This window comes from Methylobacterium sp. Leaf106 (assembly GCF_001422895.1).
Classification (GTDB): domain Bacteria; phylum Pseudomonadota; class Alphaproteobacteria; order Rhizobiales; family Beijerinckiaceae; genus Methylobacterium; species Methylobacterium bullatum.
Map to the genome: position 1 here is coordinate 436,096 of NZ_LMNB01000012.1, position 26,379 is coordinate 462,474.

A 26,379-nucleotide genomic window follows, 5' to 3' on the forward strand; every position below is an offset into this window, starting at 1 on the left:
GTGCGTGCCGCCCTGCGCGGAGGAGATATCCATCGGTGCTTTTTGACAATCCGCATGCTGGGGATGGGCGCCGTGCCGAAGGGGCGAGCCGACCCGGTCGCGCGATGGGCCGGATCAATGGGCCGGACCGGCCATACGCTATCGGAAAGCCCGCCCCTTGGGAACGTGAACCCGCGCGGCACGCCGCGACGAGACCGTGGACAAAGCGGGCCGCTCTGATATGGTCCGCCCCGCTGAAGGGCCGGAACTCGCCTGTCGAGACCGTTTCCGTCTGTCGGCACGCGGGCGTAGTTCAGTGGTAGAACGTCAGCTTCCCAAGCTGAATGTCGTCGGTTCGATCCCGATCGCCCGCTCCATTCCTTTTTCCAGCGTAGACAGGCGCTTGGGCTCTCAGGCTGGTATCGTTCGAACCCCTTGATCCAGCTTGATACCAGCCCAAGGCCGCATTAGGCGCCTCGCGAGGCAGGAAAACGCCCCCGACGTGTCAAACGATTCCCGGATCGGACATCTTGAATCGTTTTACATGTTGGCCGGCCGGAGCGGCCCTTTCGCTTTCAGGCCCCAGCTGGCAGCCTTCCGGTAAGGACGACACCCTTCTCTGTCGACGGCGCGCTGCCCGGGCGGCCGGCTGGCCCGATCCGATGGCGGCGCTGCACAGCGTCGAGCGGGCAATTGGCGGCCAGCCGTCACCGCTACCGCCGGGCCGCCGGATCGCCGCGGTCGGGTATACGACGGACATCGATTGCGGCCTGCCGCATGAGCAGGTGCAAGGGGTCGAGACGGCACGTCCGGAAATCGAGAGCTGCCTGCCACGTTCGCCCGCGATGGCAAACCGGGGGGCTTGCAGGGTGTGAACGTGACGCGGGGCCTGTTCTGGCTCGTGGCGACGGCCGTCTGGATCGCGCTCGTTGCCTGGATGACCTGGGCGAACGTGTCGGACACGGTGCGGGGGCGTTACCAGTTCACCGTCGAGATGCAGGAAGGCGTCTCCAATCCTTTCGAGACGGAGAACATGTCCAAGCCGTTCTTGGAGGTCTTCCGGAAGCCATCCGAGGGTAAGCATCCGCCGCGGTTCGACCGGATCGAGTACCGATACCAGGACGGATTCGATGCGTCGGTGAAGTCGGGTCCCATGCTCTTCGTCGACTTTCCCGACGACACTCTTCTCTACGCGAACACGGCCTTCGACAAGGCGGAGCAGGATCTGGTTGCCAGGAACTTCCGGGGCCGGCGCTGGCCGCGGCGGCTGGATGCCCTCGGCGGGCAGGCGGGTCTCCTACGGCTCGCCCTGGTGCCGCCGCTCCTGCTCCTGGCGATCTGGTTCGCCGGCCGGTGGATCGTGTCCGGGTTCAGGCGAGCGGCCTAGGGAAGGCCTCCGCCTTCACCTTGTGGAGGAGATCCATCGCCAGGTGCATGGCGGCGCGGCCGTCCTGGTGCTTGCCCCCCATTGCAGGAACCAGCGCTCCACACCGGCCTGGATGTCGGCGGTGATGACGTCGGATCCCCGGAGCGCGATCAAGGGCATGCCGCCGTCGAAGGACGCATGGAACATCGCGATCATGGCCTTGGCCAGGGCCACAAGCCCACACCGCTACAGACTTCTGCAGATCATTTCTTGTCGACACAGGTCGAGCCGCATGAGGAATCGTACTTTTCCAGCATCGCTTTCAACAATTCGCCCTGCGAGAGGCCATGTTCGATTGCGACCCGGTTGACGAGGCGAAGCGCTCGCTGGGTCGGAGACCGATCCGCTGCCATGAAGCTCTCAAAATCCCGGCCGATGCGATAGCCGATGAGCGCGCCGATCCCCCCGCTGACGCCGACGGCTATCAGGATGCCGATCTTGAGGTTGATCGACCAGGTCGTGAGGATCGCGCTCATGAACGAGGAGCCTTTGGTTGGTGGAGCGTGACATGCCGTTCCGGGTGCAACGACGTCGGCGTGCTGCGAAAGGCCTTGAGAGATCGGACAATCGAGCGCGTCACGTCTTTGGACGGTATGGTCAGGAGACCGGCGGCTCTTCGCCGGCCAGACGCTCAGACCCAAGAATGTCCGGATCTTTTGAGCGTTTCTCACCGAACTCCTGCAGCACCGTCGAGATCGGATGGGTAGGCCCGGCGATCGACAGTTTTGCGAGATGCACCAAACCGGCATCGGTTCGGCCATGCGGCGCAGGAATACGCGCCTACAATTTCGAGATCAGGGCGCGAAGGCGCTCCTGCGCGAGTTTGAGACGACTTTCGGCCTTGGATCGAGCCTCGCCGAGGCTGGTGAATTCGTCTTCCTGCGTGCTCAAATGAGCGAGATACCTCCGGGCAAGTTCGCTGTCTTCGGGAACTGCACCGAGGTTGCTGCGAATGCGCTCCTGCTCTGTGCTCACTTTCGCGATCCGGTCATTGATCTCCGTGATCTCACGGGCAACGGCTTCGCTGTCGGAGTGGGCATTTGAAAGCGTTTTCAAGGTGTCCGCCAGCTTCGCGTCGCCGGCAAGGGAACTCCAATGCAGGAGCATCGACGCGTCGGCGTCGACGAGCGCGTAAGTCTCGACGTGGAGGCGTTCCAGCACCGCCTGAATCTCGGCCGTACCCGCGGCGGGAACCGAGACCTTCAACCGATAGGCCGTCGGGGTCTCGGTATCGAGCGCCGCGGACGTGAAGGTCCAGCCGCTGCGGCGTGGATGCTCGATCACGACGGTGCGCGGTGCGTCCTGAGCGCCTTTCACCGTGTAGCTCGTCACTTCGCGCGATCGTGTCTTGGCCCGGACCGCGCCGTCGACGACCGTAATCTCCGTCAGCACCTGGTTCGGCTGCGTTTCGGCCTGGACGCGGACTTTCCGATCGACGGCGAAGGCGGCGAAACGCTGTTCGCCGACGGGAGTCGCGGGCAGCCGCGCATCGCCGACATAGCCGAGCTTGCCGTCGTAGATCGTCATGATGCCCGGCGGCAGCGTCGCCGCGGATCCGTTGCGGATCATCAGAACTGCGGTCGGGTGGACGCCCTGTCCTGGTTTCCAGAGCGCGATCCGCGCGGCCTCGATCTCGGTGTCGAGGATGGGCACGGACAATGTGCGGCCGACTCCCAGATCGACGGGGTGGGGGAGCGTGAAGTTCGCCGCCACATCCCCTTCCGTCGCGTCGGCAGCCGCCGCGGCCGGCGCGGCCTCGTAGCGCGCATCCGGTAATGACAGTCGGTCCATTCGCGAAATCGGAGCCGGGCGGGGAGGCGAGGGGGCAGCGATCCCGTCGTCCTGGAACGCCCGCGCGGCGGCCCTGGGCGCGACCGTACCGGGATCGAGGTCGGGCAAACCGACCTCGTCGATGGGAAGCGGGGCCTCCGGACGCTGGCGCCAATAGCGGCGATGCAGACGCTGCCGGAGCGCCACCGGCGATCCGGACGAGAGGGTGACGGCAACCCCCTTCCAATCCTCGCCCAGGGCGTTCTCGATGATCGCCCAGGCCTGAAGGTTCGCCCGCCCGCTTCCGCCATCGACGAGCCGATAGCTCGTCTTCCACACGGGCGCGGGAACCACATAGGTGAGACGCACCTCGCGCTTGCCGGTGCCGACCAGGGCGATCTCGACGCGGCGGGCACCGTCGGCCTTGGCCTTACCGGCCACGTCGACCACCTTCGCGATCCTGTCGACCATGGCGGGATCCCGGATCGTCACCGTGACGCCGTCCTCGACCTTCACGGATTCCAAGGTGCCGGCCTCCGTCAGGACGGAGAGCACGCGCACCGTTCCGGTGTCGGATCCGGCGTCCCGCGTGGACAGGCCGAGCACGCGCCCTTCCAGCACCCGCCCGGAACTCTCGATCCTGATCTTGACCCCCTGCAGCTTGCCCGCGAGCTGCGCGGACGACGAGAGATCGTCTGCGGTGAAGGGCGCGGAGCGCAGGATCTCCTCAACCTGATCCTCCGCGTCCAGCCGAATGGCGCCGACCGAGCCTGCGGGGTCGCGCACCACGAGGCTCTTGAGGATGTCGTCGATCTGATCGGCCTGGACGTCGATCGCGACCGTGGTGTCGCCCTCGACGGACCGGGCCACGGTGACCTCGGCGAGTCCACCGCTCGACAGCGTGACGTCCCGAATGCCGCCCGCCGCCGCCATGAGAGGCGGTGCCGTGGCGAGCATGAGCATCAGGCTTCCGGCCAGCATCAATTGATAGGTCACCATCGCTACCTCCCTTATCCGGTCACGGGCTCCCGCAGGCCCGCCTCGTTCGAATACCGTCTTGTCGTCGGCGTTCCGCGTGACGGTGCCGGAGTCGTTGCTCCAGGTTCCGGCAAGGCCGTCCTCGGGGGGATGCGCAGACTGCGCAAGACGGTCACGCGCCCTGCGATCTCTCCCAGCAGCAGCGCCGCCGGATCCTTGGCACCGAAGCCGAAGACGCGCTCCTGGGCGGCGAGAAAGCGCTTCTCGTCCGTGGTGAGGCGCGCCGCCGCCGTCGCGCTCAAGGTGCGGCGGCGGTCCTGATAGACGTCTGTGAGCTCGGCGTCGGCCTGCGCCGGCGGGACGCTCGCGCAGATCGCTTTCTCGACCTGGGAGGCGGCCTTCGTGCAATCGAAGGACGGTTTCGCGGGCGCCGCCAAGGCCACGGATGGCGCCGACACGGCCAAGGCCGCACCGACGGCAAGGGCCTTCGTTCCGATCGACATCTCCTTCAGGCGCATACTCGTCTGGTCTCTTTCCGGAACGGGAATCGGCCTACGATCCCTTAGAGCTGAGGCATGGCGGGCGGGCGGGGCGGCCGGGGCGGGCGGGCAGGGGCCATCTCGCGCGGCGCGGGCGGGGTGTCCACGCGGGGTGGCGGAACGTCGTTGGGTGCGGAGGCCGGCTGCTCCGTCCGAACCATGGCCTTCGGGGGCTCGGCGGCGGGCGCCCGCCGGTTCGCGGGTGCCGCTTCGCGGACCGTGTCACGAAGGAAATCCTCCGTGGTGGCGGCCCGACCGGTCGGGGCGACGCCGGCCGTTTCGGCCGGCCGGCCGCTGCCGCCGTCGCGCGGAGCCGGTGCCTGCGAGACCGCGGGGGCTTCTCGGCGCCTGCCCTCCGGCACCGTGATCCGGAAGGTGTAGGGGACCGTCGTGCTGTCGCTGAAGGTCACGTCGACGGACAGCGTATCGAGACCGGAAAAATCGGGCCGGGCCGTATAATAGAGGGACATCGTGTCCATCTTCACGTCCTCGCAGCCATCCACCTTCCGGATCGTGGCGCCTCGCTCGTCGATGTTGTTGCCGAGGACTCTCAGCTCCCGCCGTGTTTCGGTGCGTCCGCCGCGCGGTGGGGAGACGAGGCTGACCGAAGCTGCCTTGGAACGGCACCCCTGTTGGGGAAAGTAATACGTGAAGCCCTGGAGGAAGATCCGCTGGCCCGGGCGGGCGGTCTTGTTCTCGGTCTCCGCCTGCGCCGGCAGCACGAAGCATGCCCGAAGAGGCCGGCCAAGCCGGCGAGCGCCAAGGATCGCAAGGCCAAGGATCGCAAGGCCAAGTTCGGGAGACGGTGTTTCATGGGGCTTCTCCTCGGCTTCGGGAGGGCATGTCGTGGCGGACACTCAGCCGGGGCTGGGCCGCTCCAGGACCAGCTTGCCGCCATCCGTGCGGAAGCGGACGGTGTCGGTGCTGTTGGCCGATTGGGCGCTGCAGGTGATGGCCACGGGGCCGGCCATGGGGTTGGGCAACTCGTAGAGACCCTTGGCCTTTCCGACGTCAGGGGCTCGGCGGCCTTCTCGATGTCGACCTTCTTGACGAGATTGAGAGCCGGGCGATCCACGGTTCCCACCGTTTCGCCGCCGGCCGCCACCACGCCGCCGCCGAGGGCAAAGAGAGCCGGACACAAACCCGGCTTCGCACCGGCCGCGACAGGCGCTGCCGACTTCTCGCGGGACCCGGCAGTGTTTGCCTGCGCTTGGCGCTCAGCATCCAAAATCATTAATCTCTCTGGAAACTATTGCCACAAGTTCTGTGCCTATATCAATATATTTTGCAATAATATCTGAGGGTAGATAATTCTTATTATGAAAAGAAACGGATTTTTCCTGCCGCTAGGCATGAGCAAACTTCTAGTCAGGCCTCGGAATTCGATCTAGTAGTGCATATGAGCTATGCCGCGCCCGGCCCGTGATGGGCATGCCGGCCATCAAACGCTTGGCACGGAACGATGGAAGGTGCTCCCAGTGACATGAGCGTACGCGAGATGACGGATCGAGGAGCCGAGACCGTCATCGTCGCTGACGACCATCCGCTGTTCCGCGAAGGGATGAGGCACGTCGCCGAACGCCTCTTTCCGGAAGCGCTCATTCAGGAGGCCGCCACGATGGAGCAGGTTCTGGCGCTCGCCCGCGCCGGGCGGCCGCCGAAGACCTTCATCCTCGACCTGCTGTTTCCCGGCCTCGATCCTCGCTGTTCGATCCGCAGCCTGCGTGAGGAGTTCGAAAAGGCGTCGATCGTCGTCGTCTCGATGATCGACGACGAGGAGCTGATCCGTACCGTGATGGCCGAAGGGGCGGACGGGTTCATCGGCAAGGCGCTGCCCGCCAGCGAAATCGCGCTGGCGATCACGGCGATCGACGAGGGTGAGTTCGTGATCCGGCGAGCCGCGACCTCGGAGATCGCCGTGACGCACAGCCCCCTTCCGTCCCTGACGCAGCGTCAGCGGGACGTTCTGCGCCTCGTCGCGAAGGGACGCACGAACAAGGAGATCGCCAGGGAACTGGACATCTCTCCCTTCACCGTCCGCATCCACGTCTCGGCCCTGTTGCGCGCCCTCAACGTTCCGTCTCGTTCGGCCGCTGCCGCGAAGGCGGCCCATGCCGGGATCTGGAGATGACCGGCCGCGGCCGGGCCGGAACCTGATCGTACACGTGCCCTATGTAGGCTTGGCCGGGATTGTGGCAAAGCCCGATGCCATGATGCGATCCGGTCAAATCGCTGGGCGTTCAGCGCGTCGAAACATGGCGGCTGCCGTGGCCCTGGTGGGATCCGCCGCCGTGACATACGCCCTCGAGCCCCCTCGCTGGCAGCTGAAGGGCGTGGAAACGCTGACTTCACGGATCGGGACGGGAAACGGGAACGGGGATGCACAGGAGGTCGACGAAGCCCGCGGGTCGGTGGTCAGGACGATCAGCCGGAAGGCCTGCTGATGGGACTTCGCCTCAAGTCCTACGGGACGGCAGGGGCGAACGGCTTCTCCTTCCTTCTCCTTCTCCTTCGGTTCCGGGAGATCCCCCTGCATTGGGCGTTCGTCGGCGAGGTTCCAGCCGGTTCCGACGAGATGGCCAACTGCCCGCCTGAGGACGAGGGGGCCTGCCGGTTCGGTGCGAGCAAGGGCCTCCTCGACATCCCGCCGGAGTATTCTGCGGGGCTCCTGTCCTGGCCGCCGATCCGCGTCGCGCTCACGGGCACGGTGAGGGGACAGGATGGAAAGGTGCGCAACGCTACGGACGCGGATGCCCGCGTCTACCGGATCGACGAGGCCGTGGGCGCATACCGCTAAGATGGGCAGGAGGCCGCGGACATCAAAATGCGCCAAACGCTCGTGTCCCGTCTCGTCGAGGAGATTCCAATGCCGAATGGCGAGCCCCCGGCCGCTCATCGCTCTCGAACGACCTTCCGCATGAGCGGATCCCAGATGGGCGCCCCGACGAGGCCGGTCCACCGGTGAGCGCCATGAACCGCGAGCGGGACGAGGATTCCGGTAACGAGAAGGCGCAGGCGTTCATCCGGATCGTCGTGATGGGATGCGTCGACCTGTACGTTCTGACCCGTGTCCTCGCCGGGATCGCCGGCCCCGACCTGAAGATCATCGCCGTTCTCCTGACGGTCCACTGGCTTCTCGCGGTCGCGATGTATCTTTGGATCTCGCGACATCCGGGCAGCAGTCCAAGACGGCGCGGCCTCGCCTTCGCCCTCGACATCGGTGGGATCACCTACACGATGGCCTACGGTGGCGCGCCGTTCCTCCCGCTTTACGTCATCGTCCTGCGTATGATCGTCGGGAACGGGTTGCGGTTCGGTCTGACGGCTCTGAAGATCTCGACGGTCGCCGGGCTCGTCTCGATCGCGGTGACGACCTCCGTCAACGCGTACTGGCGCGACAACCCCTTCCTCGTTCTCACGTTTGTCCTCACCACCATCTTGGTGCCGACCTACATCTATGATCTGCTGAAACGCCTGCGCGGCGCCTACGAACGCGAGCAGGAGGCGAGCCTGTCAAAGTCGCGCTTCCTGGCTCAGGCGAGCCACGATCTGCGTCAGCCGATTCACGCCATCAGTCTGTTCACCGCCTGTCTGCGCAGCGCGAAGCTTGGTGCCGGGGAACTGCAGATGGTCGACAACATCGAGCGGTCTCTGCAAAGCGTATCCCGGCTGTTCAAATCGCTCCTGGACATCTCGACGCTCGACAGCGGCAAGGTGCAGCCTCGCCTCGAACCGGTCGAGATCAACGAGATCATTGACGAGGTTCTGCGCCAGAATTCGCAGGCCGCTCAGATCAACGGGATCGAACTGCGCAGCGTGCCCTGCAACGTCGTCGTCGGGACCGATCGGGCGCTGTTCACGACGATGCTTCAGAACATCGTCAACAACGCGATCAAGTATGCGCCGGGCGGCGCGGTTCTCGTCGCCTGCCGGCGGCGCCGGAATGGCCGGCTCGCCGTCCAGGTCTACGATCGCGGGCCCGGCATCCCCGTCGAACATCAGGCCAAGGTCTTCGAAGAATTCTACCAGGTTCGCCGACGGGGCGATTCTGACATCGAGGGCGTCGGCCTGGGGTTGCCGATCGTCCAGCGCCTCGGCCGACTCCTGGGCGTGGAGGTCGAGCTCCGCTCGATACCGGGGCGCGGAACCTGCGTGACCTTCGACAATCTCCCGATCATCCCCGATCCGGTTGCCGCGAAGGCTTGGCACGCGCTCGATCCGCCTGCGACGCTGCGGGGCTTGCGGGTGCTGCTGGTGGAAGATGACGAGGCCGTCTTGATCGCGACGGCGAGCCTCCTGCGCAGATGGGGGTGCCAGGTGCGAACCGAACTCGCGATCCCGGGCGCCGTCGCCGATCTGGATCTCCTGATCACCGATTTCGATCTCGGACATGGCGTGACGGGAACGGACTGCATCGCGGCGATCCGGACTCTCTCAGGCCGCGACGTGCCGGCCCTGGTGATGACCGGCCACGACCAGGCGTGCGTACGCGAGGATCTGGGGGCGCCGGACATTCCGATCCTGTCGAAGCCGGTGCGGCCCGCCGAATTACGGTCGGTCATCGTTTCGCAACGGATCAGGATGCGTGCGTGAAGGGGCCGGCTGTTCCAGCCAAATGTGAGAAGGAATAGGATATGATCGATAGAGGGTATCTGATCGCCGCGGCGTTTGCATTCGGCTTCGTTCTTTCCGCTCCGGCGTGGGCTCAGAATGCTCCGAAAGGCTATTACGAAGCCATGGCCGAGGCGGGCGGTCAGCTCGATGCCTTAGGAGTGGCATGTGGCAAAATCGATCGGATCACAGCAACGACACATCGCTCCAAACTGCAGCAGGATTTCGCCACCAAGGGGCTGTCGGCGGTGGAATTTGCCCGGATCTATGACAAGGCGTTCGACGCGATGACCGTAGAGACACAATCGAATCCCGCTTCTCTGAAGGCGAGTTGCGACAAGATTTCTAAGATCGTCACCCCCCCGAAGTGATCGCGGTTCGTCTGATGTCATGGCGTCCGGCGGTCGTGCGCTTCCAACGGTGCGGCCGTGCCTATCGGATCTGATCCATGTCGATTGCCGGAGGCCGGCAGGTACGCTCCCAGATCGGAGACCATCGTCGGCAAGAGCAGTGCGACGGCAGGTTCCTTGAGGTCGCGTACAAAATTCTGCGCCGTGCACGTGGTCACAATCGCCCTGCTCAGCCCGGTTTCGTCGCCGGCCTCAGAAGTGGATCGGCCTTGAAGCGTGACCCCGCCTCGAAGTGTGATTCAATGTATAGATCAATGCTTTAAGCTATTTCGCGAGAAGCAAGATCTTTCAGCGCTTATTCTCGCCGGGCGTCCTCGTTGGACAGCCTGCGCCGGTGGGCCACTTCTCAAACCCGCAGGTTCGTCTTCGACGGAACCCGCCCCTGGCGCAGGTCGATGCGGGATCGTTGGGCCGCTTCCCGGGCCGCAGCGACTGGAAGGTCCATGCCCTCCGAGGCGGACCGTCCGGGTCTCCGTCTTGAGGTACCAGGCCCCCCTTGCTTGCCCACGCGCAGCACCAGGCCGCGCTCCCGCTCGTCGGCCCGCTCGTGACCGCGCCCCTCCAACCGGCCTGACGCCACAAGTTTCCGTGCGGCCTCGACGTGGCGTGCGATGAGTTTGGCGCGCTCGCGTGTCCGGGCGTTCGGGGAGGGCATGCGGGCTCCGGGGTCTGATACCAGTCACGCCAAAGCACCCGCGGCAAGGCTCTATGCCTACCCGGTCCAGGGATTTTCCCAGCTCACACAGGGGCTTGGCGAACGGTGGAGAGGATCAGGAAAGGGGGTCGAAAAGGCGCGTCTCAGCTTCCCAAGCTGAATGTCGTCGGTTCGATCCTGATCGCCCGCTCCAGTCCGACGATGTGAAGCCTCGGGCTTTTCTCCGGTACGCTCGACTTTTCGTTCTCCTCTCGGGCCAGCGACCGATCCGTGATCGGCCCCGACTCGGGTCTGTTCCCGAGGATCGAAGGCGACTACACCCGGCTTCCGGCACCGTCACGCACGTGTGGCGGACCAACCCCGACGTCGCGGATTTGGGGGCGGGGCCTTCGACAGGAATCATCGCATGCGGTCCAGCCGAAGATTGTCCGAACGCTGGTTGACGCTCGGGCTCTGGCTCATCGCCTTCCTCTTTGCCTGGTTCCTCATCGGCCTCGGCTCCCTCGTCGTCGGCGACCTGCCGCAGGTGGAGCACCGCCAGACCCTCGAACAGTTCCTCGACGGGCCGACGGACGAGGCGGCGGCCGAGTCCCTGAAGCGGATCCGGCGGGAGCAGGACGACAACCGACGCCGGACCGAGCAGGAGCAACTCGCCCTCGATGCCGCGCGCTCGGCCTCGGAGGCGGCCCGCGAGACCTTCGCCAATTGGCTGAGGACCCGCGACGCGACGCAGCGCGTCGATCAGGATCCCGACCTGATCGCGCGCACGCAGGCGCTCGATGCCTTGAAGGGGGCCGAGCGGACTATCGAGGAGCGGCTGGAAGCGTTGGCCAAGGCCCGGCTCGATCTCTCCGAGGAGGAGGAGCCGCTTATGCGGGCGGAGAGCGAACGGCGTAGGGCGGCCGAGGTCAAGCTCGGCGCTGCGGAGCGGGAGCAGGAGTTGCGCGTCTTCGGATACCGCCTCGCCCTGACGCTGCCGCTTCTGGCGCTGGCCGGTTGGCTGCTGCTCAAGCGACGGCGGAGCCGCAACTGGCCCTTCGTCTGGGGCTTCGCCTTCGCGGCGACCTTCGCGTTCTTCGTGGAGCTCGTCCCCTATCTGCCGAGCTATGGCGGCTACGTCCAATACGGTGTCGGCGTCCTCGTGACCCTCATCGCCGGCCGCGCCGCGATCGGTGCCCTGCAATCCTACAACGAGCGGCAGAAACTCGCGGAAACGCGCCCGACAGAGGAGCGCCGGGGCGAGATCGCCACGGACCAGGCGCTGGAGCGGCTTGCCAAGAAATCCTGCCCGGGCTGCGAGCGGCCCATCGCCCTCGACGATCCGAGCCTGAATTTCTGCCCGCATTGCGGCCTCGGCGCCTTCGAGCGCTGCCCCGCCTGCGACCACCGCAAGAGCACCTTCGAGCGTTTCTGCCGGGCCTGCGGAACACCCTCTGCCCCCGTGGCGCATCCGGTCGCCACGTGACGACAGAGGGCCACCCGCGGTGCGCCCCGGCCTCGGGAAAGGCCGGGGCGCACCGGCGAAAAAATCCCGCTCGGTTCGAAACCCCTCAACGATTGCAACCCACTAACCGTCGAGCTTAAAGGATTTTTTAACGCTGATCGGTATGTTTGATCTCGGCCCGACAGTCTGGAACGCTCTCTCGGCGTGATGTCGAGAACCATCAGCGTGAGATGAGATGAAGAAGTCCGGCTTGAGCCTGATGTCGCTGAAGTCGCTCTATGCCCTGGTGGCGGGAGGCTCCGCGCTCGTCGGCATCGCCGTCGTCGTGGGCAGCATGACGATCTTCGGCCCGGGCCGGACCGACGCGCGCAAGCCCCTCGATGCCGCGCAGACCTCCCAGCGCTTCGCCGCCGCGGTTGATCGCGGGGTCTATGACGTCGTCCAGGATCTCAAGACCCTCGCGATCACCCTGAAGCAGGCGTCCCCGCGCCTCGATGCGGATGAACTGCAGCCGGTGATGAGCGCATGGCTCAGGTTGCGCCCCGATTATGCCGAACTCAACCTCGTGGGCTCGAATGGCCGCGTGAAGGTCGCCGGCAACGATCTCGGATTCGGCCGGGACGTGTCCGGCCGGTCCTGGTTCCTGCGGGCCAGGACCTCCCAGGCCATCGTCGCCGTCCCGTCCCCGGGGGGCAGTGGCCAGACCGTCTTCGACATCGCGCTCCCGGTTTCGGCGACGGTGTCCGGAGGCGACGATGTCCTCGTCGCGCGCCTCAACGAGGCGTGGCTCGGCGATATCGGGGACAAGGTGCTCGGGCCGTCTCGCGGCGCGGGCGGTGCCATGAGCCTGTTCGTCCTCGGCGCCGACGCGCGGCCCGGTTCGGGCCTCATGGCGCAACAGGCGGCCGGTGCACGGGAGGTGGTGGAACAGGCCACGCCGAGCGCTGGATTCCGCGACCTCGGCCCATCGGGCTGGCTCGCCGTGGCGCGGGTGCCGAATGCCGGGCTGCCGCGGAGCCTCGAGGCGGCCCTGCCCGACAACGGCAGCCTGGCGCTGTGGCTGGCGGCGTGCGTTCTCACGGCCTGCGCCGGCTGGGTCGTCGGCGATCGCATCGTGCGGCGGCTCAAGCTGATCGGGGAAAGTGAGCAGGGCGTCTCGTCACCCTCGCGCATCGCCGAACTGGTGGAACACGAGGAGCGTCTCGTCGCGCGGGAGCGCAGCGGCGTCCGCGCCCTGCAGGAGACGCGCTCGGCCCTCTCGCGCATCCGGGAGCGCTTCCGCACCTTCGAGGCCATGTCGGGCTGGACCTACTGGGAGATCGACATCGATGCCGGCAGCGTCACCTGGTCCGATCCCGCCACGCGTTCGGCCCATGCGGTCCCGGACCGCGCCGTCGCCCTCACCGACCTGAAGAGCGGCATCGCCCCGGACGACCGCGACCTCATGGATTTCACGATGCAGGCGGCGCTGGATCAGCCCGGCCCGCACGACGTCGTTCTGCGCACCACCGGGAACCTGGCGGAGAATGGCCAGCGTCGCCTCTTCGTTCGCTTCATCCGCGCCGAGGGCGACACGCAGACGGCCAAGCCCACGATCCTGCATGCGCTGAGCCGCGAATTCGTCGGCGAGGCCGTGAAGGACGTGGATCGCGTCGGCGGTTCACCGGCGGAGGGCAGCGCGTCCCCGATCGATCGTCGTCGCCGGGAGAGCGACGCTCCCGCAGAATCCCGCACCGGTACCGTCCTGCGCAAGGTGGTGGACGGGGTGATCCACGATTTCAACAACGTCCTCACCATCGTCATCGCCAATCTCGCGACCCTTCAACGGCGTCATGACCTTCCCTCGGATCAGGGGCGCCTGATCGATGCCGCCCTGTCGGGCGCGCAACGCGGGTCGAGCCTGACCCGGCGGCTCGTCAACTTCGTGCGCCGTGACGATACCGGCCTTCAGGAGACCGATGTCGGTGTGACGCTGGCTGCCTTCGGCCCGTTCCTCGGCGCCAACGTGCTGCACCAGACCACGGTCGAGACCCGCGTCCGCCCGGGGCTGGCCAAGGTGCTGTGCAGCGAGAAGGTCCTGGAGGCCGTCCTCCTCAATCTCGCCTTCCATGTCCGCGACATCGGGTCGGAAGGGTTCGCCATCGGCGCCGACGAGAAGGTGTTGACGGACGACGAGGGCATCGCCCTCGCCTCCGGCCGCTACGTGCGGATCGTCCTGGCCAGCGGAACGCCGGGTCGCCATGCCGCCGAGATGCCCTCGAGCGACAGCGAGGCGACCAAGGCGGTGTCGGCCCTCCTCACCCAGGTCGGCGGCGGCTTCCGGCTCCTCTCGGATGGGAGCGGCGGCACGGGCTTCCTCGCGGAGCTCTGGCTCCGGGCCGGAGAGGCGTCCTCGGAAACCGAGGCGTCCGAGGACGGTGCGCGGATGCCCGCCCTTCGGGTCCTCCTCGTCGACAGCGACAGCCTCGTGCGCCAGAGCTTCGCCGATGCCCTCGTCGATCTCGGTCACGTCGTCGTCCAGGCCGGCTCGGCCGAGCACGCCCTGGCGCTCATCGACGAGGCGAAGGATTACGACGTGATGATCGCCGACTGGGCCATGCCCGTGGTGAGCGGCCTCCAGCTCGCGGTGACCATGACCAACCGTCATCCCCAGATCCGCGTCATTCTCGCGAGCCCGGGGGGCCAGTTGCCGGCGAGCGCCCGCGCCTTCCTGCATATCGAGAAGCCGTTCCGCTATCCCGCACTCGCTGCCGTCATGCGCGAGGCTGCCCGGAAGGCCCCCTCGGCCGCCGCCTGAGACGGGCCGGCGCCCGCATCGTCCCGTGAGCGCCGGTCGGAGACATCGGCCGGCGTCGATCCGAGGGACGCTTGCCGAGGAAGAGATGGGCCGATGGTCGCCCCCGTCCGGAGCGCGTCGTGCGGATCGCCCGTGCCGAACACCCGGTCCCCGGCCTGCCACCATGTCGACCGGCCGTTCCTGGTGACGCGCGCCATTCGGGGCTGCCGTGAGGCGACGGCGCCCGGTTCGGGGATCGGCCGCCCTGCAACGGATATGTCCGAGTCCGATTGCGGCACGAAATGAAGTCAAGCCGCGCAAGATTTCGGTAAGGTTTCCAGGGGCCGTAAATTCTCGGATTCTGTTAGGTTCCAGTTAACGTTGACGCAACATAAAGGAACCAGCGTCGATGGTAACGGTACCCGCTGAGGGATGCATCCGGGCGCGTCGGGACAACAGGGTCGTGCCGCCATGAACCGCTTTGCAGGTCTTACCGCTGTCCTCATCCCCGCCTTCCTCGGTGGGATGCAGGCGCAGGCTGCGGATTGGTACACGGGTGCCGAGCCGGTCGCCCGCGACGATGCCTGGACGACGGCCGTGGATGCCTCGGCGGCGGTGACCTCGAACAGCTCGGCCTTCGGCTCGGTCACCGGCACCTTCGCGACGGAAGGCACCCTGCTTCAGAGCGGCCCGCGCGTCCGGGTCGAGGCCGTGGCCGGAACCTACAGCTATCCCGGTCAGGGGGTGGGCCAGCGGGTCGACGGCTACCAGCAGGAAGCCGCTCTCAGCGCCGGCTACGAGTGGATCTGGCGCGATGCCGCCCTGGCCGGCTTCGTCGGCTTCAACGTGCGGAGCAACCAGCTCTCGATCCTCGATCCGGGCAACCCGGTGGTCGGAACCGGCGTCGGTGCCAAGCTCGCCGCGAATTTCTATGCCAGACCCTCGGAAAACACGATGGTCTCGGCCTACGGCTCCTACTCGACGCAGTTCAGCGCCTATTACACGCGCTTCCGCGCCGGATACATGGTCGCGGACGGGGTGTATATCGGCCCCGAGGTGATGTTCCTGGGCGACAATTTCTTCACCCAGTATCGCATCGGCGCCCATGTCACCGGCTTCTCCATCGGCCCGATCAAGATGGCCGTCGGCGTCGGCTACGTGAAGGACCGGATCCAGGGCGCCGGCTATTACTCCAGCGTGGAAGCCCGGGCAGCGTTCTGACGTCGCACAGGCGGTGTTCCGTTTTGGTGCACCGCACTCTCGTGCATGGCCGCGGCGTCGCAGCTGGCCGGTCCTGTCCAAAACGACACATTAAAAACGCGATTTCTCTATTTCGAGCCTGGCAAGATAATCGCAACCGGTTAGCCGCACTCTGTGCGCGCGGCCCGCCGGGCTCTGTCGTGTTTCGGGATTTGCGAAGTTAAGCATCCTTCCTCACGACAGCTTCATCCAGCCGCGCGATACTTGCCTACGTCGACCCATTGCCCGCCCCCAGAGGGATACTCGTTTTGAGATCTGCATTGCGCTGGACCGTGTGGCTGGTGTCCACGGTCGCCGTACTCGCTCTGCTGAGTCAGCCGATCAGCACGCAGGATCAGCTCGCCATGAGCCTGTGCGCCATGGCGGCGATGATCGTGCTGTGGATCTTCTTCGACAACCCGCCGGCGCGGTTCGTCTTCCTGGCCCTCGGGAGCCTGGTGGTCCTGCGCTACATGTTCTGGCGCGTCACGAACACGCTGCCGTCCCCATCCGATCCGGTGAGTTTCGGGTTCGGCCTCGTCCTGCTGCTGGGCGAACTCTACTGCGTCTTCATCCTCTTCATCAGCCTCATCATCAACGCCGATCCCCTGCGCCGCAGCACGCCGCCCATGGGCGCGCCCGAGGACCTGCCCACCGTCGACATCTTCGTGCCGAGCTACAATGAGGATGCGGGGATCCTCTCGACCACCCTGTCGGCGGCCAAGCTCATCGACTACCCGGCCGACAAGCTCCACGTCTGGCTGCTCGACGACGGCGGCACCGACCAGAAATGCGCCGATCCCGACCCGGCCAAGGCGCAGGAGGCGATCCAGCGGCGGAGCGAGCTTCAGGCCCTGTGCATGGCGCTCGGCGTCACCTACCTGACCCGCTCGCGCAACCAGCACGCCAAGGCGGGCAACCTCAACAACGGCCTCAAGCATTCCCAGGGCGAGATCATCGTCGTCCTCGATGCGGACCACGTTCCGTTCCGCTCCTTCCTGCGGGAGACGATCGGGCATTTCGCCGCCGATCCGCGCCTGTTCCTGGTCCAGACCCCGCACGCCTTCCTCAATCCGGACCCGATCGAGCGGAACCTGCGCACCTTCGACCGCATGCCATCCGAGAACGAGATGTTCTACTCGGTGACGCAGCGCGGCCTCGACAAGTGGAACGGGTCGTTCTTCTGCGGCTCGGCCGCCCTCCTGCGCCGGCGCGCCCTGGACGAGGCCGGCGGATTCTCCGGCGTGACGATCACCGAGGATTGCGAGACCGCCTTCGAGCTGCATTCCCGCGGCTGGAACAGCATCTACGTGGACACGCCCCTCATCGCCGGCCTGCAGCCCGACACGCTGGTGGCCTTCATCGGCCAGCGCTCGCGCTGGTGCCAGGGCATGTTCCAGATCCTGATGCTCAAGAACCCGCTGTTCAAGCGTGGGCTCCACCCGATCCAGAAGCTCGCCTACCTGTCGAGCATGACGTTCTGGTTCTTCCCGGTGCCGCGCATGATCTTCATGTTCGCGCCCATGCTGCACATCTTCTTCGACCTGAAGATCTTCGTGGCCAGCGTCGACGAGTCGATCGCCTACACGGCGACCTACATCGTCATCAACCTGATGATGCAGAACTATGTCTACGGCAAGTTCCGCTGGCCGTTCGTCTCGGAGCTCTACGAATACGTCCAGGGCCTCTATCTCTTCCGCGCGATCATTTCGGTGATCGTGTCGCCGCGCAAGCCGACCTTCAACGTCACGGCCAAGGGCGCCGCCCTCGACCAGGACCATCTCTCGCCCATGGCCTGGCCCTATTTCGCGGTCTACTTCATCCTGCTCATCGGCTGCGGCACGGCCCTCTACCGCTACCTGTTCGAGCCCGGCGTCACTAACCTGATGCTGGTCGTGGGCCTGTGGAACTTCTTCAACCTCCTCACCGCCGGCGTGGCCCTCGGCGTGGCAGCCGAACGCCGGACCACCGAGGCGAGCCCTTCGCTGGCGATCGACCGGCAAGGACGCCTCGTCTTCGGGGGGCGTGCCCTCGATGTGGCCATCGAGCGCGCCTCGGCGCTCGGCTGCACCATCCGTTTCGGAGCCGAGGGCCTGCCGCCGGGGGCCGGGAGCACCCACCGCATGGGCCAGCTCTCCGTGGTTCCCATCGACGGCGCGCCCGTGCAGGTCCCGCTGCCGGTGGAGATCGGCGAGATCACGCAATCGGGCGATGAGGTGGTGGTCACCCTGCAGTTCCAGCCCCTCGATCCCAAGGGTTACGGGGCGCTGGCGAGCCTGATGTACGGCGATGCCGGCGCTCTCCTGCGCTTCCAGCAGAGCCGCCGCAGGCACAAGAACATCCTTTCCGGCACGCTGCAGCTGATCTGGTGGGGCCTGGTCGAGCCGTTCCGCGCGGCGAGCTATGCCTTCAAGGCCGGGCATGCCTCGACGGAGGAGGCCGCATCCACGGCCGCGAAGGCACCCGCCGTCCTGCCGAAACCGGAGGCGAAGGCCCCCCTCCTGGCCCAGCGCCCGGCGCCCTTCACCGCTCCCGGAGACACGCCTCCCACCCCCCCGCCCGGCCCGTCCGACAATCCCCTCGTCGTCCGCCAGGGATCGAGCCGCATTCCCGGCAGCGAGGCCGCGACGGACTGGGTCCGGCTGATGCTGGAATTCGAGAACGACCGCCTTCTCGAAGGAGCAGGAAAGCAGGCGAACCGCGGGTCCAGCGACCCACTCGTGCGGACGTGAGGGAGATCGCCATGCAGTCCGTTCGCATTCTCGCCTGCCTCACCGCCCTCGGCCTCGTCGTGTCGACGCCTGAGAGCCGGGCCCAGAGTTTTCTCGGATCGGGGCCGACCGAGCGCTTCTCGGTCCCCCCCGTGGGTGATGCCATGCGTCGCCCGGAGGCCCCGCCGCCGCCCCGCGCCAGTCCCCCGCCGGAGGAGGCCCGGCGCGACACGCCCGCCGCCAGGATCGCGCCGGCGCGGCGCTTGGCGGCCACCACCGACGGGTTCCGGATGGAAGGCGAGGAGGCGACGCTGCGCTTTCCCGTCTATCTGACGGAAGCTCAGACGCGGGGCCGCCCGCGCCTGCGCATCTCCTACCTTTCGGCCATCTCGGTGGCGCCGGAAGCCTCGGAACTGACCGTGAGCGTCAACGGCGCCGTGGTCGGCCGCACCAGCATCCAGGCGCCGGGCGCGGTGAAGGTGGTGGAGTTCGAGATACCCGAGGGAAGCCTCAAGCTCGGCTACAATTCCGTCTCCCTGCAGGCGAGCCAGCGCCACCGGGTCGATTGCTCGCTCAACGCCACATACGAGCTCTGGACGCAGATCGACCCGTCGCGCTCAGGCCTCGTGATCGCGCCGGTCGCCGCCGCCAGCCTCGAACTCAAGGATCTCCCCGCCCTCGAACCAGATGACAGCGGTGCCCTGCCGGTCCGGGTGGTGGCGAACGACAAGCCGAACCTGCCCCGGCTCGAACGCATGATCCACGCCGTGGAAGCGGTGGGCCTCATCGGCCGCATCGCTCGCCCCGTGGTCGAGTTCGGGCCGCCCATGACGGGTCGGGCCGGCCTCAACCTCATCGTCGGGACGGCGGCGGAGCTGCGGGAGATGCCCGATCTCGAATCGATCGGCGCCACCGGCGGACCGAGGCTGGTGGTCCTGCCGCCGCGCCCGGACCGGGCGCCGACCCTGGTCGTCAGCGGCACCAGCTATGCCGAGATCGAAGAGGCCATCGCGTCCCTGGCGCGGGGAGGCGAGGTCTACGGCACCCCGGCCGGCCTGAAGGCCGCCTCCCTGGCGCGCGGCACCGTCATGGAGGGCGACGAGACGGTCTCGCTGCAGAGCCTCGGCGTCTCGACCCGCGAATTCTCGGGTCGGCTCCTGCGCACCGCCTTCGACGTCTACCTGCCGGCCGACTTCCTGCCGGCCGACTACGGCAAGGTCATGCTGAACCTGGCGGGCGCCTACGCGTCCGGCCTGACCTCGGAAGCCCGCATCCTCGTGGATCTCAACGGCAGCAATGCCGCCAGCGTGCCCCTGGCCCAGACCCGCGGCGAGGTGTTCGAGAACAACACGATCCCGCTGCCCCTCGCCCGGTGGCGTCCGGGCCTCAACCGGGTCGCGATCATGGCCCAGGTTCCCACCCCGGCGGACGAGACCTGCGGCCTCAACGCCACGGATTCGAAGCGGGAGCGGTTCCTGATCCTCGACCGTGCCAGCCTGTCGATCCCCACCCTTGCACGCGCGGCCAGGATCCCGGACCTCGCCGCGACGACGAGCGGAGCCCTGGCCTTCGTCAAGTCGGAGCGCCGGCCGCGGCTCGTCCTGCCGACCCTCGACAAGGATACGGTGGCCGCCGCCGCGACCCTCGCCGCCAGATTGGCGGGGGCCGCCGGGCGGATGATCGATTTCGAACTCGCCGGCGACCTGCAGGGCGGCTCGTCCGGTCCGACCCTCGTCGTCGGCCCGGTGCGCTCCCTGTCACCCGCGACCCTGTCGGGGCTGGGCCTCGACCCGGACCAGATCAAGTCGATCTGGCAGGCGCGGGCGGAAACGGCGCGGGCTCCCGGTCAGTCGGGCTCGGTGCCGGCGCCGACCCTGGACCGGCTTCGCCGCAACCTGCCGCCGCGCTGCAGCCTTCCCGAACTGATCCTGCGCCCGGCGCCGGTATCGCCCCCTCCCGTGGCCTCGGCCGGAGAGACGCGGCGTGCGCCCCAGGCCAGGCTGTCGGATGGGGATCTCGTGACCAAATGGGACGAGACCCTGCGCGCGCGCCATCCCCTCCTCGAGGCGGCGGACGGCGTCGTCGAGCGGGCGGGGGCCTTGGTCAATTCCCTCGTTGGCGATCCCCGCGCGTTGTTCAGCGCGGCACCGTCGACGCCCGCCACCGTCACCGTCCCCCCCGGCGCCAGCCTGCTCATGGCCCAGGGCTTTCCCTCAAAGGCGGCGGTGCCGAGCGGCTTCGACGGGTCGGTCACCGTGGTCACCGCCCCCAACGCCCTGCTGCTCAAGGCCTCGATGGCCTGCCTCGTGGATCCCGAGGTCTGGTCGCGGATCGACGGGCGCTTCGCGTTCCTCGATGCGTCCGACGGCTCCCTGGAGACGGTGGGAGCCAGGAACGTGGACCTCATCGAGACGAAGACCCGCTCCCTCTCCAACATCCGCCTCGTCACCGCCGGGTGGCTGTCGATGAACCCGGCGATCTACGTGGCCCTCACCCTCGGTCTCGCCCTGCTCCTCGGCCTGACGACGACATCGCTGGTGCGCAATATCGGCCGGAAGAACGGATGACCCGCACCATGCGTCCCCTCCCAGGCCTGGCGCTCTGCGCCGCGCTGACCGTCGTGAGTTCCTGGATCGGTCCCGCGAGGGCGCAGGACGGCGCCTCGCCGGTCCCGCCCGCCACCGCGATCCCCGGCGCCCCCAGCGCGAAAGGCGATGCCATGCCCGGAGCCGCCAAGGCGACAGTTCTCGTCGACTCGCTCAAGAACCCCGATCTCTGGCGCTCCTACCGGTCCCGCTTCGTCACCGAGGCGGGCCGCGTCGTGGACACCGCCAACGGCCTGATCAGCCACAGCGAAGGGCAGGGCTACGGCATGCTCCTCGCCGTGGCCGCCAATGACCGGGTCACCTTCGAACGGCTGTGGGGATGGACCCGCGCCAACCTGATGGTCCGCTCCGACGAGCTGATGGCCTGGCGCTGGGAGCCCGGCAAACGGCCGGCCGTGGCCGATCTCAACAATGCCTCCGACGGCGATGTCCTCGTCGCCTGGGCCCTCACGGAGGCGGCCGAGGCCTGGGACGAGCCCTCGTACCGGGTGGCCGCGCGGCGCATGGCCGTGGAGGTCGCGCGCAAGACCATCCTGTTCAAGGACAAGAACGGGGCGCTGCTGCTGCCGGCGGTCTCCGGCTTCTCCGCCGCGGAGCGCGCGGACGGGCCGCTGATCAACCTCTCCTACTGGGTGTTCCCGGCCTTCGCCCGTCTCCCCATCGTGGCTCCCGAATTCGACTGGGCGGCCCTGACCGCCAGCGGCCTCAACCTGATCCGCCGCTCCCGCTTCGGCACGGCGAAGCTGCCGACCGAATGGATCTCCCTGAAGGGCGACGAGCCGCGTCCGGCGGACGGCTTCCCGCCGCTGTTTTCCTACAACGCCATCCGTATCCCGCTCTACATGGTCTGGGCGGGGGTCGGGCGCCCCAGCGATTACGAACCCTTCGTCGCCCTCTGGTCGGGTCCCGACCGCGAACGTCTGCCCATCGTCGATACCGCCGACGGCCGGACGGTCGAGTCCTTGAGCGAGAGCGGCTACACTGCACTGTCGGCGCTGCTCTTGTGCGACAGGAAGGGCACGCCGCTGCCCGACGGGTTCGGACGGCCGCAGGGGAACGAGAACTATTACCCGACGACGCTGCACCTCCTGTCGATGGTGGCGCTGCAGATGAGGAACCTGTCATGTCCGGCACGGTGATCCGCGTGAGGGAAAGGCCGGTCACCGCTTCCTCGACGGCGCGCGCGCGCCGGCTGGCGCTGCTATGCGGCGCCGGTCTCTTCCTCGTCACCCCGGCGGCGGCGCAGACGGAGAACCCGGACGAGGCGGCGCGCGCGCCCGCGATCATCGCCGCGCCCGGCAGTTCCGGGGCCGCCGGCATGGTCGACGAGAGCGCCCTGCGCTATTATGCGTCGCAGAAGCAGACGGCACGGATGAAGGCCGAGGCCGCCCGGCTGAAGCAGCTCTATCCCGGCTGGGTCGAGCCCACCGATCTCGACACCCTTCAGCCGAGCCCGCCGGAAGAGGCGCCGCTCTGGGACCTGTTCACCGCCGGGCGTTTCGACGACCTCGACGCGGCGATCGCGGCAAGGCGCGCGGCGGACCCGAACTGGCGCCCGTCCGACGAGCTGTCGCGCAAGCTCCTGCGCGCCAGTTTCCGCAGTCGCCTGAAGGCCCTGACCTCCGCGCGCAAGACGGCGGACATCGTGGCCCTCTACCGGGCCGACCCCTCCGCCCTCGATCCCAGCGACGTGGAGAGCTACTGGACGACCGCCGAGGCCCTGGCCTCCGAGGGGGGCACCGCCGAGGCTCTGGCTCTCTACAAGTCCGTGCTCGACACCAGCAACGACACCGGCGTGCGGTTGGCCACGATCCAGAAGGCGATGGCCACCCTGCCGATGACCATGGCGGAGAAGCTCATCGCCATGGGGCGCGGCGATGCCGAGGGAGGTTCCGAGTTCAAGGCGATCGCCAACGACATCACCCGCGCCCGCATCGTCGCCGATCTCCACGGTGCACCGGCACAGGAGCCGAGCCCGGCGGATATGGCCGCGTTCCAGGCCTATGCCCGCGCCTCCGGCGATTCGAGCCAGACCGGGCTGCTCGGCTGGTACACCTACAACCACCGCCAGTTCCGGGCGGCCCTCGACTGGTTCAAGCTCGCCATCAGCCGTGGCGGCGATGCCATGATCGCCCACGGCCTCGCTCATACCCTGCGCGAACTCGGGATGCTGCGGGAGGCTGAGGAGGTCGCCTATGCGTGGCGGGACAAATATGTCGGCAACAGCATCCTGTTCATCGACCTCATGGGCCGCAAGCTCACACAGGCCAATCCGAGCTTCATCGACCTCGACCGGATCAACCGCTACGCCAAGGTGACCCTGGCCACGGCGTCGGGGGAGGGGGCCGAGGCGCTGGGCTGGTACGCCTACAATTCCTGCCAGTTCGAGGCCGCGCTCGAGTGGTTCCAGCACGCGGTGGCCTGGCTTCCGAGCGAATCCGCCGTGACCGGCTATGCCCTGTCGCTGCAGCGCCTCAAGCGGAAGCAGGACTACCTCACGATCGTCAACCGCTATGACGGCCTGTTCCCGAAGGTGGTGGATCTGCTGTTCCGCGAGGGACCGGCCGGACCGCCCCTGGCCTGCGCGGCCACGGCGGACGCATCCCCGCCCCAGGGCGGGCGCCCGGCACCGGGGGCGCCCGCCCCCGCCTCCGCCCCGGCCGCGCCTGCGCGGAACACCGCCGCCTATGGCCGGGTGCCCAAACCGGATTCGTCGGGGGACGGCCAGGCCAAGCCCCTGCCGGTCCAGCGCAGCGAGTTCCCCCTCGCGGTGCCGGCGGAGAACCCCCTGCGCTACGCTCCCCCGTCCCTGGCGCGGGTGGTGGCGGATCGGCAGGACGGGGCCTTCCTCGCCGAGCCGCCCGTATCGAAGACCATGCCGCTGGTGGCGCGCCGGGTATCCGGAGCGGGGCCGATGCCCTACGAGAGCTATGGTTTCAACCTGATGCCGGGCTATGATGGCTCGGAGCGGTCCTCCACCCTGTCGGAGCCGGGCGAGGGCACGATGTGGCGAGCCCAGCAGGCCGCGCGAACCCGTGCCCCGCAGGAACGGGCGGCGTCGGAGACGGACCGCTTCACCTTGCCCAACTCTCCGGCCGCCAACCGCGGCTACGATAACCCCGACACCGCGCCGAGTTCGATGCAACGTCCATGATCCGCTCCAATCGGTCCGCAGCCGCCCCGCGATCCGGCGTTTTCACCGCCCTGATCCTCCTGCCGTTGGTGCTCACGACACGGGCGGCGCTGGCGGAGTCCGTGGTCGAGATCCCCGGCGCGGGCCGCATCGCGGATGTGGCGCAGACCGCGTTTCGCGATGGCTACGCCCAGCGCGTCACCTATGCCGGGGGGGCGCGCAACTACGCCGAGATCAGCGTTCGCAACGGCACCGATACCGGCTCCCGCTTCGGCCCGGCTCTGTCCATGGGAAAGCCGACGCGCCTCGGGATCGCCGCGGAGCTTCTGGCGCGGTTTCCCGGTGAAGTGATGCGCGTCTCCACCGTGCCCAAGCGGAACGCCTACGGCCCCGTAGGCCTCGCGGTGGGCAGCAATTGCCTTTACGCGTGGCAATGGATCGACCTCGCCCCGCGATCGGGCGGGCGATCGGCTCCAGATAGCCTGTTCGGTGGTAGCACCGAGCGCGCGGCGTCCTTGCGGGTCAGCCTGTGCCGGACGGCCACCGCGACCCTGGCGGATCTCGTCTCCGGCGTCGAACGCATGCACCTCTCCATCGGCGCCGGACGCGATGGCGGCGGAGCGCGCGTGTCGACCCGGCCAGCACCAAAGACACGGCGCGAGCGTCCCTCCGCCCAGGCCGCGAAAGCGGTCGAGAAACCCTCAAAGGCGGATCCGCAGCCTCCCGGAGCCATGGAGCGGCCGAACGCGCGGGCTCAGAAGGCCGAGGACAACCGGCGGGTGCCCCTGTCGCCCGCCGTGGAGCGCAGCGTCCCGACCGTTCCACAGCCTGCCGTCGGCACCGCCACCGTGCCCCTGCCGGCCGGTCCCGCCGCCGGGGCACCGCGGTACATTACTGATACCGCGCCCGCCCTCGCGCCCACGGTTCCCGTCGCCGCACCCAAACCCGCGCCCAGAAGCGAGGAAACGGAAGACCGTCTGTCTCCCGACCTACCCCTGCGAGCCTATCGTCCGCCGCCGTAACGATAGTCACACGGATAGATCTCGCCCCGATAGCCCTATCCGCAGTCAATGCCGGACCGGCAGCCTCTTGCCGCATCATATCGACGAGCCTGAACCGATCGTTCTTCGCTCGTGGGGTGCGCGCATGCATCGCTGCCGAATCGTCCCGACCTGATGATGTGCTTTGACCGGCCGCTTGCTGTACCTGTCGTGGGTATAATAGTAAATAGAGGGTCGAATAGCCATTCTATCTATCGTGTTATGAATGAGTGACCGCCTGCATCCAGTGTTCGCCTGGTCATATTCGTGGTGGTCCGACGATACGAGCAGTGAAATAGCCTCGTCATGAGGTGTCGCCATACACCAATACGATCTATTATCAATATATTCAACCTAGGCGTGCATCGGCGCCGGGTCTTTAAAAGGGTACAGAATGGTTTATGGATTGTTGAAATTTAGTCGGTAATTTTGCGTCGGGGCAATATTGGCAATGCAGCATTTCGACAAGGGGCATTTGCCCGAGCCGAGTCGTCATTTTGCCGATCACTTAACCATCCAAGCCATCTTGGTCTGTCGCGTTGCGATGGAAGTCGTTCTGATCGGGGCAGTGGTCTTTGGGGTCATGTCCTTGGTTTAATCTTAGGATCTGACCTCCTGTATATCTTGATGGATCTATAAATTGGATATTTATATTATTCATATGAATTCAATATTTGTTTCTAATAACATAGAAGCTGTGGGCGCATGTTAAAATGACGATCAATCGATAGTGATTATTCATCGAGGCTGCGGCAGCCGAGCGTCATCCGACCGGTCTACCTGAGGCTGGTCGACCGTTCTACACCTCTCGACGACGGCAAGCGTCGCCGGCTTGTCGGCAAGAACCTGGAAAACATTCGTCCGCGAAAGCACTGAAATTCAAAAAACCATTTTCTTGCGAACGGCTAACTCATCTCGCTAAGACATGGGACGTCAACGTGGTTCCTCATCGGACTGGTTGACGATCCGCAGTCGAGACCAAGCTTTCGTCGTGGCTTGAGCCGGGTCTCGTTTCGCGCCGGACCTTTTTCCGTTCTGGAGACGATGATGACCGACGACACG

At 66.9% G+C, this 26,379-nt stretch carries 19 protein-coding genes and 1 tRNA gene; 14 read left to right on the plus strand and 6 right to left on the minus strand.

What is annotated here, in order from left to right; all coding sequences use genetic code 11:
* The first annotated feature begins 281 nt into the window (after positions 1–281).
* Both ASF34_RS09845 and ASF34_RS09850 read left to right on the plus strand, forming a co-directional pair.
* Positions 282–356 (plus strand) — tRNA-Gly (locus tag ASF34_RS09845).
* Positions 357–850: 494 nt separating this feature from the next.
* Positions 851–1,366, plus strand: coding sequence for a hypothetical protein (locus tag ASF34_RS09850; RefSeq protein WP_056160795.1), 516 nt, complete (start codon positions 851–853; stop codon positions 1,364–1,366).
* A gap of 15 nt (positions 1,367–1,381) precedes the next feature.
* On the opposite strand, the gene ASF34_RS09855 is transcribed toward ASF34_RS09850, so the two are convergent.
* The 6 genes from ASF34_RS09855 to ASF34_RS23625 form a co-directional block, all read right to left on the minus strand.
* Positions 1,382–1,579, minus strand: a complete 198-nt coding sequence (locus ASF34_RS09855; RefSeq protein ID WP_018041760.1) for a hypothetical protein — start codon at positions 1,577–1,579, stop codon at positions 1,382–1,384.
* Positions 1,580–1,608: 29 nt separating this feature from the next.
* Positions 1,609–2,046, minus strand: coding sequence for a hypothetical protein (locus tag ASF34_RS23430; RefSeq protein WP_244478952.1), 438 nt, complete (start codon positions 2,044–2,046; stop codon positions 1,609–1,611).
* Positions 2,047–2,185: 139 nt separating this feature from the next.
* Entirely contained in the window at positions 2,186–4,174 is a 1,989-nt protein-coding gene (locus ASF34_RS09865) for a DUF4139 domain-containing protein (protein WP_056160797.1), read from the minus strand.
* A gap of 11 nt (positions 4,175–4,185) precedes the next feature.
* Entirely contained in the window at positions 4,186–4,671 is a 486-nt protein-coding gene (locus ASF34_RS09870) for a lysozyme inhibitor LprI family protein (RefSeq protein WP_056160799.1), read from the minus strand.
* Between the two features lie 44 nt (positions 4,672–4,715).
* Positions 4,716–5,414: a hypothetical protein gene (locus ASF34_RS09875; protein ID WP_056160801.1), complete on the minus strand. Its 699-nt coding sequence runs from the start codon at positions 5,412–5,414 to the stop codon at positions 4,716–4,718.
* Positions 5,415–5,549: 135 nt separating this feature from the next.
* On the minus strand, positions 5,550–5,675 hold the full coding sequence (locus ASF34_RS23625; protein WP_274533752.1) for a hypothetical protein: 126 nt from the start codon (positions 5,673–5,675) through the stop codon (positions 5,550–5,552).
* Positions 5,676–6,175: 500 nt separating this feature from the next.
* Between ASF34_RS23625 and ASF34_RS09880 the strand changes: the two genes are divergently transcribed.
* The 12 genes from ASF34_RS09880 (at position 6,176) to bcsN (ending at position 25,299) form a co-directional block, all read left to right on the plus strand.
* Complete coding sequence (locus tag ASF34_RS09880; RefSeq protein WP_018041766.1) at positions 6,176–6,823, plus strand: LuxR C-terminal-related transcriptional regulator; 648 nt, start codon at positions 6,176–6,178, stop codon at positions 6,821–6,823.
* 312 nt (positions 6,824–7,135) lie between these two features.
* Positions 7,136–7,489, plus strand: a complete 354-nt coding sequence (locus ASF34_RS09890) for a hypothetical protein (protein ID WP_056160803.1) — start codon at positions 7,136–7,138, stop codon at positions 7,487–7,489.
* Positions 7,490–7,980: 491 nt separating this feature from the next.
* Positions 7,981–9,285 carry a hybrid sensor histidine kinase/response regulator gene (locus tag ASF34_RS09895; RefSeq protein ID WP_244478953.1) on the plus strand — a complete coding sequence of 435 codons (1,305 nt, stop codon included), beginning with the start codon at positions 7,981–7,983 and terminating at the stop codon, positions 9,283–9,285.
* Positions 9,286–9,326: 41 nt separating this feature from the next.
* Positions 9,327–9,674 carry a hypothetical protein gene (locus ASF34_RS09900; RefSeq protein ID WP_018041770.1) on the plus strand — a complete coding sequence of 116 codons (348 nt, stop codon included), beginning with the start codon at positions 9,327–9,329 and terminating at the stop codon, positions 9,672–9,674.
* A 1,100-nt stretch (positions 9,675–10,774) separates the two neighbouring features.
* Positions 10,775–11,833, plus strand: coding sequence for a zinc ribbon domain-containing protein (locus ASF34_RS09905; RefSeq protein ID WP_056160807.1), 1,059 nt, complete (start codon positions 10,775–10,777; stop codon positions 11,831–11,833).
* Positions 11,834–12,047: 214 nt separating this feature from the next.
* Positions 12,048–14,609 carry a response regulator gene (locus tag ASF34_RS09910; RefSeq protein WP_056160809.1) on the plus strand — a complete coding sequence of 854 codons (2,562 nt, stop codon included), beginning with the start codon at positions 12,048–12,050 and terminating at the stop codon, positions 14,607–14,609.
* Between the two features lie 450 nt (positions 14,610–15,059).
* Complete coding sequence (gene bcsS, locus ASF34_RS09915) at positions 15,060–15,809, plus strand: cellulose biosynthesis protein BcsS (protein WP_018041773.1); 750 nt, start codon at positions 15,060–15,062, stop codon at positions 15,807–15,809.
* Between the two features lie 287 nt (positions 15,810–16,096).
* Positions 16,097–18,559, plus strand: coding sequence for a UDP-forming cellulose synthase catalytic subunit (gene bcsA, locus ASF34_RS09920; RefSeq protein WP_056160811.1), 2,463 nt, complete (start codon positions 16,097–16,099; stop codon positions 18,557–18,559).
* Positions 18,560–18,570: 11 nt separating this feature from the next.
* The gene (locus ASF34_RS09925; protein WP_056160813.1) at positions 18,571–21,105 is read left to right on the plus strand and encodes a cellulose biosynthesis cyclic di-GMP-binding regulatory protein BcsB; all 2,535 of its coding nucleotides are present in this window, start codon (positions 18,571–18,573) and stop codon (positions 21,103–21,105) included.
* Positions 21,102–22,283 carry a glycosyl hydrolase family 8 gene (locus ASF34_RS09930; RefSeq protein ID WP_056160815.1) on the plus strand — a complete coding sequence of 394 codons (1,182 nt, stop codon included), beginning with the start codon at positions 21,102–21,104 and terminating at the stop codon, positions 22,281–22,283. The genes ASF34_RS09925 and ASF34_RS09930 overlap by 4 nt, the downstream gene beginning before the upstream one ends.
* Positions 22,268–24,298: a hypothetical protein gene (locus ASF34_RS09935; RefSeq protein WP_056160816.1), complete on the plus strand. Its 2,031-nt coding sequence runs from the start codon at positions 22,268–22,270 to the stop codon at positions 24,296–24,298. Before ASF34_RS09930 ends, ASF34_RS09935 begins: the two co-directional genes overlap by 16 nt.
* Positions 24,295–25,299: a cellulose biosynthesis protein BcsN gene (gene bcsN / locus ASF34_RS09940; RefSeq protein ID WP_056160818.1), complete on the plus strand. Its 1,005-nt coding sequence runs from the start codon at positions 24,295–24,297 to the stop codon at positions 25,297–25,299. The genes ASF34_RS09935 and bcsN overlap by 4 nt, the downstream gene beginning before the upstream one ends.
* Positions 25,300–26,379 lie beyond the last annotated feature (1,080 nt).

Bases quoted from the DNA above. Each gene is read 5' to 3' on its own strand.
- ASF34_RS09865 (WP_056160797.1), bottom strand. From the start codon at position 4,174: ATGGTGACCTATCAATTGATGCTGGCCGGAAGCCTGATGCTCATGCTC.
- ASF34_RS09870 (WP_056160799.1), bottom strand. From the start codon at position 4,671: ATGCGCCTGAAGGAGATGTCGATCGGAACGAAGGCCCTTGCCGTCGGT.
- ASF34_RS09880 (WP_018041766.1), top strand. From the start codon at position 6,176: ATGAGCGTACGCGAGATGACGGATCGAGGAGCCGAGACCGTCATCGTC.
- ASF34_RS09890 (WP_056160803.1), top strand. From the start codon at position 7,136: ATGGGACTTCGCCTCAAGTCCTACGGGACGGCAGGGGCGAACGGCTTC.
- ASF34_RS09895 (WP_244478953.1), top strand. From the start codon at position 7,981: ATGATCGTCGGGAACGGGTTGCGGTTCGGTCTGACGGCTCTGAAGATC.
- ASF34_RS09900 (WP_018041770.1), top strand. From the start codon at position 9,327: ATGATCGATAGAGGGTATCTGATCGCCGCGGCGTTTGCATTCGGCTTC.
- ASF34_RS09905 (WP_056160807.1), top strand. From the start codon at position 10,775: ATGCGGTCCAGCCGAAGATTGTCCGAACGCTGGTTGACGCTCGGGCTC.
- ASF34_RS09910 (WP_056160809.1), top strand. From the start codon at position 12,048: ATGAAGAAGTCCGGCTTGAGCCTGATGTCGCTGAAGTCGCTCTATGCC.
- bcsS (WP_018041773.1), top strand. From the start codon at position 15,060: ATGAACCGCTTTGCAGGTCTTACCGCTGTCCTCATCCCCGCCTTCCTC.
- ASF34_RS09925 (WP_056160813.1), top strand. From the start codon at position 18,571: ATGCAGTCCGTTCGCATTCTCGCCTGCCTCACCGCCCTCGGCCTCGTC.
- ASF34_RS09930 (WP_056160815.1), top strand. From the start codon at position 21,102: ATGACCCGCACCATGCGTCCCCTCCCAGGCCTGGCGCTCTGCGCCGCG.
- ASF34_RS09935 (WP_056160816.1), top strand. From the start codon at position 22,268: ATGTCCGGCACGGTGATCCGCGTGAGGGAAAGGCCGGTCACCGCTTCC.
- bcsN (WP_056160818.1), top strand. From the start codon at position 24,295: ATGATCCGCTCCAATCGGTCCGCAGCCGCCCCGCGATCCGGCGTTTTC.